The sequence below is a fragment of the Streptomyces sp. KLMMK genome, from assembly GCF_036961605.1.
GTDB classification, from domain to species: Bacteria; Actinomycetota; Actinomycetes; order Streptomycetales; family Streptomycetaceae; genus Streptomyces; species Streptomyces telluris.
The window spans coordinates 1-10,780 of the sequence record NZ_JBAMDC010000232.1 but is presented as its reverse complement, the minus strand read 5'-3'; the positions used below and the strand labels follow the sequence as shown (position 1 = coordinate 10,780).

The window sequence follows — 10,780 nt, the reverse complement described above, 5'->3', positions numbered from 1 at the left end:
TGGGGTCGCAGTCGGTGTCGGCCAGGCCGAGCGGTTGCAGGACGCGCTCGCCGAGCAGCGCCGGATAGTCGCCGGGCGCGCCGCCGGCCGCGCGCGCGAGGGCGAGGCCGAGCAGGCCCACGCCGTAGTTGGAGTAGCGCACGTGTGTGCCGGGGCGGTGGTGGAGCCGGGTGCGGGGGAGCGCGGCCAGCAGGTCGTCCGCGGTGAAGGCGGCGTACGGGTTGCGGAACCAGCCTGTGCGCACCGAGCGGGCGAGCAGCCCCGGCGGCAGGCGCGGCAGGCCCGCGGTGTGCGTGGCGAGGTGGAGGAGGGTGACGGCCGGGCCCGGGATGCGCCGGGCGCCGGGCGGCAGGTAGCGGTCGAGGGGGTCGTCGTAGCGGACCTCGCCGCGGGCGGCGAGCTCGGCGAGCAGCAGCGCGGTGAACGTCTTGGTGAGCGAGCCGGTCTCGAAGCGGGTGTCCTCCCCGGCCGGCCCGCGGCACACCACGATGCGCTCGTCGCCGCGCACGGCGGCGACGGCGACGGCGCTCGCGCCCCGGGCCGTGTCGGCCAGGGGCAGGAGCAGGGCGTTCAGCGGGGTGCCGGGGGCCTTCGCGTGGTCCTGGATGGTCTGCCGCAGGGACGGGGTCACTGCTCTCGTGCCGCCCTGGCGAGGGCGATGGAGCCCGCCACGGCGGCCACGACGGTGGTGTGCTGGTGTTCCTTGAACCTGCGGGCGGGGTCCTCGGCGACGGGGTCGCCGTCGCAGGGCACCAGGCCGTCCTCGTGCTGCAGGGCAGCCATCGCCTCCCAGTCGTCCGGGTTGCAGTAGGGCTCGGACAAGGAGGCGCCCACGATGAGGAGTTCCGCCACGAGGTCCCACTGGTGGACCTCGCGCCAGATGTCGATCCACACCGGCAGCCAGGTGCGGACGTACGAGGTGAGGGGGGCCGGCAGACCCTCGGGCCGGCCGCCCCAGTCGGTGAGGTGGAAGACCGTGTGGGTCATCGCGTAGGCGGTGATCCAGTTGATCGCCCACGGTTCGGGGGTGGCGCCCAGCCAGGTGGTGCGGGCGAGTGCGGCGAAGTCCTCGCCGTGGTCGAGGCCGGCGATGCGGGCGGCGTTGGCCACGGCCAGGCGGCGGTTGGGCAGCAGCTCGACGCTGTGCACCGAGCGCAGCCGCGCGCGGTGGGCCAGCAGCCGGTCGAGCTCCGTGTGCCGGTAGCCGCAGCGCACGAAGTGGGCGTACATCTCCAGCGGGTCGGTCATCAGGGTGTGGCGCAGCTGGCGTTCGTAGAGCATGTCGCCCTTGCGCAGCTGCAGCCAGGTGAAGTCCATCAGGCTCTGCGCGGCGACCAGTTGGCCGGGCCCGGCCATGCCGTCGCGCAGGATGATGGAGGCGGCGAGAGTGCTCTCGCCCAGGGGTTTGTAGACGCCGTCGGGGTCGGTCAGCTCCTCGGTGGTGCCGGGCGGCAGGGCGCCGAGCGCGCGGTGGGCGTGCAGCCAGGACAGCGCGCGGTCGGCCATGGCGCGGGCGGCCGTCGCCACGGGGGCGGAAATCGTCATGCCGGCGCCTCCGTGGGCGGCTGGGGGGCGGTGCCGGAGCCGGAGCGGCTCCCGGAGTGCGTGCCGTCGCCCAGCAGATGGGCGGCGACCGCCAGGTCGAGCGCCGTGCGCGGGCTCGCGCCGCCGAGCAGGCGCACGTGGTCGAGGACGGGGCCGGGCTCCACGGGCAGGGCGATGCCGTCGTGCCGCAGCAGGGCGAGCCAGCGCAGCAGGCGGACGGCCGTCGGGAAGTCGCGGCGCAGCACGGACCGGGTCAGCCCGCGGCTCAGCGGGAGGGCGGCGCCGCGGGCGGCGTCCCGCACGGGCCCGTCCAGGCAGGGGGTGGCGAGGGGCGCGAGCTGGGCCATGCGAACGGACCAGCGCTGCCAGTCGGCGGTGTCGGTGAGGTCCTCGCCGGCTTCGGGCGGGACGGTGGCCACGGGGTTGCCGGCGTAGCCGCGCGTACGGGCCAGGAGTTGTGCGGTCGCCCAGTCGCGCCAGGCGGCGGTGCGCTCGTCGGGGCGGGCGGAGGGACCGCTGCCTGGCACCGGGAAGGTCTCGAAGGAACGGGCGACGGCGGCCGCGTCGGCGGCGTGGAAGGGGGCGCCCGTCAGGACGTGGGGGGTGAAGGTGTCGGCTCCGATCACCCGGACGGCGGCCAGGGCCGCGAGTGCGTCGGGCGAGCTGCTGTCGAGGTGCGGGGCGACGAGCGCCACGCCCCCCGCGCCCCGGAGGGCACGGAGGACGCGGGACGCGAGTTCGTCGGCCGCCGCGGCGTAGGCCGCACGGGAACTCACTTGCCCTTCGGCTCCTTCGGCTCCTTGGGAGACAGCAGGAGGAGGGCGAGGAGGAAGCCTGCGGCCTCCGGCGCGGGCAGTGGAGCCCCGCTCACGGCGGCTTCCGGCTCCACCATCAGGGAGCCGATCGCGGCCGTTCCGGCCGGATTCGCAAGGGGTCGGAGGGTTTCTTGGGCGAGCATGTGCGCCTCCTCTAGGAGATGCGGTCGGGATTGTCATCACTTAATCAGTGATGTCTGAAAAATTAGGCTAAGCACGACTTTTGGGTTCCGCAGCTCGAGACACGCCGGGGCCCGCGGCGAGCCGTCCGTTGGGGCGCATGGCGGAGGCGAAGGGCACTCACGGGGGAATCGGGGAATCGGGGGCGCCGGGGGAAATCGAGGGGCGCCAAGAAGGGATCAAGGGCGCCAAGGTGAAGTCGAGGGCGCGCGCAGGGGAATCGGGGCGGAGCCTGGGGGAGTGGTGAGAAGGAAGGGAAAAGTGGGGGATGTGACGGGTGATTCTCCGAAATTTCCACCATTCGGGTGAACTGCGAAGGCTGGGGTGTGGCGGGGTGACTGGTGCGGCATGGTCTGAAAATAAGCTGGCACGCCACCCGGGCGGGGCCCTTGGGATGGGAGTCTTCGATGACCACCTCCGAGTCGGTGTGGACCTGTCCGTTCCGCCACGATGAGGCCCTGGAGTTCGACCCCTTCCTGGCCCGGCTGCGCAGCGAGCCGCCGATCACCCGCATCCCCATGCCCCGCGGGGATGGCGCGGGCGATGCCGCGGAGGACGGGCCGGGGGGTTCCGCGGCGCCCGGAGCCGGAGGCCCGGCGTCCGGCACCGCCTGGCTCGTGACGGGCCACCGCCACGTCCGCGCGGTCACTGCCGACCGCCGCTTCAGCCGTGCCGCCCTGATCGGCCGCGGTCTGCCGCCCGTCACGCCCGATCTCGTCGACCACGCCGAGTCGATCAATCTCATGGACCCGCCGGCCCACAGCCGCCTGCGCGGTCTCCTGGCCGGCGCATTCGGCGAGCGCCAGGTCGAGGAGCTGCGCCCGCGCACCCGGCGCACGGTGGAGGGCCTGCTCGACGCCATGGCCGACCACGGCTCCCCGGCCGACGTCTCCGACTGGCTGGCCGCCCCGCTCCCGCTGAACACGGTCTTCGAGCTGCTCGACGTCCCCGGGCCGGACCGTGCCCCGCTGCGCCGCTGGGCCACGGCGATGATGTCCCCCGGCACCCCCGACTGCGCGGCGGCCGCCGAAGGGAAGGCCGGACTCCGCGCGTATTTCGCCGAGTTGACCGCGGCGCGCCGCCGTCACCCCGGCGGCGACCTGCTCAGCGCCCTGGCTGCGGTGCGCGAGGACGGCGAGTTCCTGGACGCCCGCGAGGTCGCGGTGATGGGCATGCTCCTGCTCGTCACCGGCCACAACACCAGCGCCCACCAGATCAGCAACATCATCTACACCCTGCTCACCCACCCGGAGCAGCTGGCCCGCCTGCGGGCCCGTCCCGAGCTGCTGCCGGCCGCCGTCGAGGAGCTCCTGCGCTTCATCCCGTACCGGCAGGGGGTGGGCATCCCCCGCCAGGCCACGGAGGACGTGGAGCTGGACGGCGTCACCATCCGCGCGGGCGAGACCGTCCACGTCTCGTACCTCGCGGCCAACCGCGACGAGCTCGTCTACGACCGTCCCGACGAACTGGACCTCGAGCGGCAGGGCGCGCCCGCCCACCTCACCTTCGGGCACGGCACGCACCACTGCCTCGGAGCCCCGCTGGCACGCATGGAGCTCCAGGTCGCCATCGGCACGCTGCTCACCCGTTTTCCCGACCTGCGCCTGGCCGTTCCGGCGGAGGAGGTGCGGTGGAACACCGGTTCGATCTGGCGGTTCCCCCTCGCCTTGCCCGTCGCCTGGTAGAGCGACCGGCGCGGCGCACCGACGGGGCGCCCGGCCCACCGCCCGCGCAGGGCGGCGGACCCGGTGCCCGGTAAGTCCACCGGTCAAGTCCCCTGGACCGGTAAGTCCCTGGTAAGGAGGCAGTCATGGCTACGCTCTGCCGACCGGCCATCGCCGTACCCGAGCACGTCATCACCATGGAGGAGACCCTGCAGCTGGCTCGGACGCTGCACGCCGACCACCCGCAGCTGCCGCTGGCCCTGCGGCTGATCGGCAACACCGGAGTCCAGACCCGGCACATCCTCCAGCCCATCGAGGACACCCTCAAGCACCCGGGCCTCACCTGGCGCAACAACCTCTACGAGACCGAGGCCAAGGCCCGGGTCCCCGCAGTCGTCCGGCGGGCCCTGGAGCACGCGGAACTCACCCCGCATGACATCGACTTGATCGTCTACGTCTCGTGCACCGGCTTCATGATGCCGTCCATGACCGCCTGGCTCATCAACACCATGGACTTCCCGGTCACCACCAGACAGTTGCCCATCGCCCAGCTCGGCTGTGCCGCGGGCGGTGCCGCCATCAACCGTGCACACGACTTCTGCACCGCCTACCCCGGTGCCAACGCCCTCATCGTCGCCTGCGAGTTCTGCTCGCTGCTCTACCAGCCCACCGACCTCGGCGTCGGCAACCTCCTGTCCAACGGCCTCTTCGGCGACGCCCTCGCCGCGGCCGTGGTGCGCGGGGAGGGCGGCGAAGGCGTGCGCCTGGAGCGCAACGGCTCCCACCTGGTGCCGGACACCGAGGACTGGATCTCCTACGCGGTCCGCGACACCGGCTTCCACTTCCTGCTCGACAAGCGGGTCCCGGGCACGATGGCCATGCTCGCCCCCGCCATGCGCGACATGGCCGAGCCCCACGACTGGAACGTCTCCGAGCTCGACTTCTACATCGTCCACGCGGGCGGGCCGAGGATCCTCGACGACCTGTGCAAGTACCTCGACCTCGCGCCCGAGTGGTTCCGCTACAGCAGGGCCACGCTCACCGAGCGGGGCAACATCGCCAGCGCCGTCATCTTCGACGCACTGGAGCGCCTGTGGGCCGACGGCGGGGTGGCGCACGACGCCCGGGGGGTCATCGCCGGCTTCGGCCCCGGCATCACCGCCGAGATCTCGCTGGGCACGTGGAGCAGCGAGGCGGGCGGCGGTGCGAGGGGCGGGCAGGCGCCGGGCCGCCCGATGCCGCAGCCCGCGTAACCGGCCTCCGGCCGGGCCGGTGGAGCCGGCCGGTCGTGCAGCCCCTCGCCGGTCGCCCGTCAGAGGTCGAATTCGGCCGGGTTGATGCCCAGCGCGAAGCACGCCTCGCGGACGACGGCCTGCTCGGTCTTGTCGAAGTCGCCGTCGGCGCCGCCGATGACGATGCCGATCTGCACGACCGCACGGGCCTCGGTCGGCTTCTTCTGCACCTTGCCGATGGTCTGCATCACGCTGACCTTGCCGAAGTCGAAGTCGGCCGTGAGCTTCTGGCAGTAGTCGTTGAAGCGGGCCTGCAGGTCGTCGGCAGGGAAGTTCTGCAGCACCTCGTTGGTGGCGATCAGCGAGGCGACGCGCTGCCGCTCCGAGGCGTCGATCGAGCCGTCGGCGGCCGCGACCAGGGCGCACATGGCCATGCTCGCGTCCCGGAACGCGCCGCTCTTCAGCTCGTTCTTCTTCGCCACCAGCTGACCCTGCATCGTCGTCGCGGAGTCCTTGAGCCGGTCCCAGAGCGCCATTTGCCGTTTCTCCTCATACATAACGGGGGTGTACGGGGAGAACGGGAGAGAGGGGTACGGAAGTTCCCAAAGTGACATAACAGCGAGAGAAGTGGCGCGAAAGGTTCGTTACGAAGAAGCGAGGCTCGTCACGAAGAGGCTCGTTACGAAGAAGCGAGCGGATCCAGGTGCAGCGGCTGCACCTTGCCCTCCATCATCGCGCCGAGCCCGAGCACCGCGCAGACGTCCGGCTGGTCGGCGATGCGCACGGTCATCCCCGTCGCGTCGGCGATCATCCGGTCCAGGCCCGGCAGCACCGCGCTGCCGCCCGCGAGCATCACCCCGCGGTCGACGAGGTCCGCCACGAGGTCGGGCGGGCAGGAGCGCAGCACGCGGCCGATCGCGTCCAGCACGGCCGTGAGCGGCGTGTGCATCACCTCGCGGACGTCGGCCGTGCTCACCATGACCGTACGGGAGAGCCCGGTTGCCACGTCCCGGCCGCGGACCTCCGCGCTCTCCTCCATGGGGTCCGCGGAGAGCGCGAGGTGCAGCGGGTGCAGCCCCTGCGTGGGCAGCATCAGCTCGTGGCGGCTGCGCAGGTGCTCGACGACCGCGTAGTCCATGGCGTCCCCGCCGACCAGCACCTTCTCCGCCGCCACGATCGCGCCCAGCGACAACACGGCCACCTGGGTGGAGGCCGCCCCGCACACCACGATCATCGTCGCCTCGGGCAGCTCGACGGGCTGCCCGCAGCCCACGGCGGCCGCGATGAGCGTGTCGACCAGCTCCACGCGGCGCGTCCCCAGCCCCATCAGGGTCTCGACGGCCGCGCGGCGGGCGAGCGGATCCGCGTCGTGCGGGATGCAGACCGCGGCGCGCAGCATCGGCTTGCGCCGCCAGGCGCGGCGCACCTTGTCGCTGACGAGGTTGCGGAGCATCCGCTGCGCCATCTCGACGTCGACGACGGTGCCGCCGGACACCGGGCGGACGACGCTGATGTGCGCCGGGGTGCGGCCCGCCATGCCCTCGGCGAGCGTGCCGACCGCGATCAGCGAGCCGGTCCTGGTGTTGACCGCGGCGATCGACGGCTCGTCCACGATCAGGCCGCTGTCGCGGAGGTAGACCCGGGTGCGGGCCGCTCCGAGGTCCACGGCGACGGTGCAGCGCCGCAGCTGCTCAAGACTGAAGGACGTCATGGCAGGGCCTCCCCTGGAGCGGCGGTCGGGATACGGGGGAGGGCCGCCGCCGCCGGGCGTCCCTGGGCTCATCGTGCGCGGCGGGGCGGGAAACCGCCCGCCCGGGTGGGCCGGACGGGGGACGGAGTGGCCCGCATGGCCGATACCGGGTTGACGGACCGTCAGGGCAGGGGGCGCCGGGACGGGGGTGTCAGGACAGGGCTGCTTCCGCGGTGGCCGGCTGCGGTCCCTTCGCGTCGGCGTAGCACTCCACGACCGCCGTCGTGAACGGGAACAGCACGGGCGTCTCCCCGAAGACGACGTCCGCAGCACGGCGCGAGGCGGTGCGGATGGCCTCGGCGGCTACGGCCGCCTCGGCTTCGGGGCAGTGCACGATGACCTCGTCGTGCTGGAAGAAGACCAGCTCGGCGCGGAGCCCCGCGAGCTCCTGGCGCAGGGCCGCGAGCATCGCCAGGGCCCAGTCGGCGGCGCTTCCCTGCACCACGAAGTTCCGCGTGAAACGGCCGCGGGCCCGGCCGGCCGGGGTGCTGCCGTAGCCGGGCGCGGAATTCTCGTCCGGGGACTGGGGCAGGCCGGCCTCGTCGGGCAGGGCCGTGGAGGCCGGCGGGCACGTACGCCCGAGCCACGTCCGTACGAGGCGGCCCTCCTCGCCCGCCCGCGCCGCGTCGTCCACCAGGGCGACGGCCGCGGGGAAGCGGCGGCGCAGGTCCGCGAGGTGCTTCAGGCCGTCGCCGGACGTCTGCCCGTAGACGGCGCCGAGCATCGCCATCTTGGCCCGCTCGCGGTCACCGGCGAAGGCCCGGTCGGACAGGGCCGCGTACAGATCGCGCTCGCCGCTCGCCGCCTCCATCAGCCCCGGGTCGCGGGAGACGGCGGCGAGGATGCGCGGCTCCATCTGATCGGCGTCCGCGACCACCAGCCGCCACCCGGGGTCGGCGACGACGGCCCGGCGCACGACGCGCGGGATCTGCAGCGCGCCCCCGCCGTTGGTCGTCCAGCGGCCCGAGACGGAACCGCTCGGCACGTACTCGGCGCGGAAACGGCCCTCGCGCACCCACGTCTGCAGCCAGGAGCGGCCGTGGGCCGTGTGCAGCCGGTAGAGCTTCTTGTACTGCAGCAGGGGCTCGACGGCGGGGTGGTCGATCGCCTTGAGCTCCCACGCGCGCGTGGACGACAGGGAGATGCCCTGGCGGGCGAAGGCCCGGGTGATGTCCGCGGGCAGATCCGGCCGTACGCGCCCGCCCTCCTCGCCGAACGCGGCGGACACGGCCTCCGCCAGCTCGGCCAGCCGCCGGGGCTCCAGCCCGCCCGGGAAGTGCTCCCCGAGCAGCTCGTCCAGCAGGGCGCGGTGGACGTCGGCCCGCCACGGCAGGCCCGCCCGGTGCATCTCGGCGGCGACCAGGGTGCCCGCGGACTCCAGGGCGAGGAGGAGCAGCATCCGCCCGCGGTACTCACCCGCCCCCGCGCGGGCGATCTGCGCGGCATGGACCTCGACCAGCGCGTCCAGCGGATCCGTGCCGGGCGGCAGCGGCACGGGCCCCGGCTCGAACAGCGACGGCTGCCCGCCGGCGGCCCGTGGCGGCGGATCGGCGGGCACGGGCAGTCCGCGCAGCCGCGCCCACGCGGCAGCAAGCGACCGGGGCTGCCCCGACTGGCCCTCCTCGTGCCCCACGAGCAGGCTCTCGGCCGCCTCCACGTCGTAACACCGCTCGACGCGCAGCCCGGCCGCGAGGAGCTGCGGGTAATGGTGCGCGGTGGACCGCCACACCCACCGCTCCACGTGCGGATGCGACCGCACCGCCTCGGCCAGGCTGCCCGCCGACGCGACCGGCCCGACCGGCGCCCCCGCAAGGTCGACGGCACGGAGACGGACACCCCCGTCGCCCGTCTCCGCCACCGCCAACCTCACGCGAATGATCCTGCCAGGGGGGTCTGACAATCGCCCTGACCTGCGGGGTTGCGCGTGCCGGGCTACGTTGGGGACATGACTGGAACCTGGCAGGTGGCAGCGGACGCGGAGGGCCGCCCGGCCCGGCGGGACTGCGCCCACCTGAACGAGGCGGCCGCGGAGGTCACCCCCAGCACGACGGAAGGCTGCGAGGACTGCCTGCGCACGGGCGGCACCTGGGTGCACCTGCGCGAGTGCCTCGTCTGCGGCCACGTCGCCTGCTGCGACAGCTCCCCGAACCGCCACGCGAGCGCCCACGCCCGCACGGAACAGGGCCACGACCTCGCCCGGTCCTTCGAACCGGGCGAGGACTGGGCGTGGTGCTACGCCGATCAGCTGCTGCTGGTACCGGGCTGACGGGGCTCATTCCCCGGCCACGATGCCGATGTCGCCGTCACGCACACCATTAGCTGCCCGCCCGGGGAGCATGCCACTGGTGGCGGCGCGTCGATCAGCGACGGCCGGCGGAACTACATCTCCGGCTCGCATCCCACCCCGAACGCCCGCGGCTGGACCGTGACCACTGCCCCCATCAACGCCAACCGCGATCCCCGCGACACCACGGTCTACGTGGTCTGCACCTGACCTCAGGACTTGCGGGCGACCGCCGTCTGGGCCATGCCCGGGAGGAAGTCCGTGAACAGCTCGTGGATTTCGAGGACGAGCGGGCGGAGGACGCGGAAGCGGGCCAGAGAGATGCCGCGCGTCGTCAGGCGGGCGCCGCGGTCGGCGAGGCGGCGGGTGCGTTCGCGGTCGGGGGAGCGGTCGAAGACCCAGTAGAGGACGAGGCCCATCTGGGAGAGCCACATCAGCTCGGGGAGGATGTCGGCGAGCTCGGCCGGGACCTTGGTCCTGGCGCCGGCGAGGACCTCGCGGTGGACATCGATGGCGGCTTCCCGCGCGTGCTCGGACTCGGCGGAGAAGGGGCTCAGCGGGGAGTCGGGGTCGGCGGCGTTCTTGAAGAACTGGGCCGCGAACTCGTGGTACGGCGTGGCGATGTCCAGCCAGGCCTGCAGGACGCCGGAGAGCCGCGCCTCCAGATCGGTCTCCCGGTCCAGCACCTCGCGGACCGCCGCCCGGTGCTCGGCGGCGATCCGGTCGTAGAAGCCCTGGATCAGGTGTTCCTTGCCGGCGAAGTAGTAGTACGCGTTGCCGACGGAGACGCCGGCCTCCTTGGCGATGGCCCGCATGGTGGTCTTGTCGTAGCCGTGCTCCTGGAAGAGCCGCATCGCGGTTTCCAGGATCAGGGTGCGGGTCTGCTCGCTCTTCGCAGGCCGGGGCTCGTTCTCTGCTGGCACGGTTCAGAGCCTAAGGGGTCCTCTTGAAGCGGAACTGGGTGGTGGTTTCCCGGGAGGGCCTGATGAAGAGGCCGTCGCGGGCGCCCTCGCCGGCGATCGAGAGTTCGAACGTCTCGCCGAGGGTGAGCCGGATCCGCTGGTGGCCGAGCTTGGGCTTCCTCTCCAGGTGCCAGGTTCCGTTGCCGGTGAACCGCCTGGTGGGCTGCTCGTCGTCGTCCTCGGAGAAGGCCGTGGGCACGCCCACGGCGGTGAGCGTGCCGTCCTCGCGGAGGGTCAGCCGCGCTCCTTGGTGGGCGCGCCAGGAGCCGACGAGCTCGCCGGGTTCCGCCCAGCCGGCGGGCGGGCTCAGGAGGATGACCAGGGCGGCCAGCGCGGCCACGGTGCCGA

Annotated in this window: 11 protein-coding genes and 1 pseudogene; 3 read left to right on the top strand and 9 right to left on the bottom strand. The window is 73.2% G+C overall.

The window, feature by feature from the left end; all coding sequences use genetic code 11:
* The 4 genes from V7793_RS25880 to V7793_RS25865 all read right to left on the bottom strand — a co-directional run.
* A partial coding sequence (locus V7793_RS25880; RefSeq protein WP_336010426.1) for a serine hydrolase domain-containing protein occupies window positions 1-631 on the bottom strand: 631 nt, incomplete at its 3' end.
* Window positions 628-1,545, bottom strand: coding sequence for a DUF6895 family protein (locus V7793_RS25875; RefSeq protein WP_336010425.1), 918 nt, complete (start codon window positions 1,543-1,545; stop codon window positions 628-630). The genes V7793_RS25875 and V7793_RS25880, both read right to left, overlap by 4 nt.
* Window positions 1,542-2,321, bottom strand: coding sequence for a hypothetical protein (locus V7793_RS25870; RefSeq protein ID WP_336010424.1), 780 nt, complete (start codon window positions 2,319-2,321; stop codon window positions 1,542-1,544). Before V7793_RS25870 ends, V7793_RS25875 begins: the two co-directional genes overlap by 4 nt.
* Window positions 2,318-2,503, bottom strand: a complete 186-nt coding sequence (locus V7793_RS25865; protein ID WP_058045576.1) for a hypothetical protein — start codon at window positions 2,501-2,503, stop codon at window positions 2,318-2,320. The genes V7793_RS25870 and V7793_RS25865 overlap by 4 nt, the downstream gene beginning before the upstream one ends.
* 444 nt (window positions 2,504-2,947) lie before the next feature.
* Between V7793_RS25865 and V7793_RS25860 the strand changes: the two genes are divergently transcribed.
* Window positions 2,948-4,225 (top strand): cytochrome P450, encoded by a 1,278-nt coding sequence (locus tag V7793_RS25860; protein WP_336010421.1) that lies wholly within the window; start codon window positions 2,948-2,950, stop codon window positions 4,223-4,225.
* 125 nt (window positions 4,226-4,350) lie between these two features.
* Entirely contained in the window at window positions 4,351-5,457 is a 1,107-nt protein-coding gene (locus V7793_RS25855) for a type III polyketide synthase (protein WP_336010420.1), read from the top strand.
* Window positions 5,458-5,516: 59 nt separating this feature from the next.
* Here the strand turns inward: V7793_RS25855 and V7793_RS25850 are convergent, their stop codons facing one another.
* The 3 genes from V7793_RS25850 to V7793_RS25840 all read right to left on the bottom strand — a co-directional run bounded on the left by V7793_RS25850 (window position 5,517) and on the right by V7793_RS25840 (window position 9,056).
* The gene (locus V7793_RS25850) at window positions 5,517-5,972 is read right to left on the bottom strand and encodes a tellurite resistance TerB family protein (protein WP_058045579.1); all 456 of its coding nucleotides are present in this window, start codon (window positions 5,970-5,972) and stop codon (window positions 5,517-5,519) included.
* A 143-nt stretch (window positions 5,973-6,115) separates the two neighbouring features.
* Window positions 6,116-7,147 carry a rod shape-determining protein gene (locus V7793_RS25845; protein ID WP_168094409.1) on the bottom strand — a complete coding sequence of 344 codons (1,032 nt, stop codon included), beginning with the start codon at window positions 7,145-7,147 and terminating at the stop codon, window positions 6,116-6,118.
* Between the two features lie 190 nt (window positions 7,148-7,337).
* Window positions 7,338-9,056: a bifunctional 3'-5' exonuclease/DNA polymerase gene (locus V7793_RS25840; RefSeq protein ID WP_443057993.1), complete on the bottom strand. Its 1,719-nt coding sequence runs from the start codon at window positions 9,054-9,056 to the stop codon at window positions 7,338-7,340.
* Between the two features lie 75 nt (window positions 9,057-9,131).
* Between V7793_RS25840 and V7793_RS25835 the strand changes: the two genes are divergently transcribed.
* Complete coding sequence (locus tag V7793_RS25835) at window positions 9,132-9,452, top strand: UBP-type zinc finger domain-containing protein (protein WP_336010417.1); 321 nt, start codon at window positions 9,132-9,134, stop codon at window positions 9,450-9,452.
* A 230-nt stretch (window positions 9,453-9,682) separates the two neighbouring features.
* On the opposite strand, the gene V7793_RS25830 is transcribed toward V7793_RS25835, so the two are convergent.
* A complete protein-coding gene (locus V7793_RS25830; RefSeq protein WP_336010415.1) occupies window positions 9,683-10,393 on the bottom strand; it encodes a TetR/AcrR family transcriptional regulator in 711 nt (236 codons plus the stop codon).
* Window positions 10,394-10,403: 10 nt separating this feature from the next.
* Window positions 10,404-10,780: pseudogene (locus tag V7793_RS25825) on the bottom strand (hypothetical protein); the annotation flags it as partial.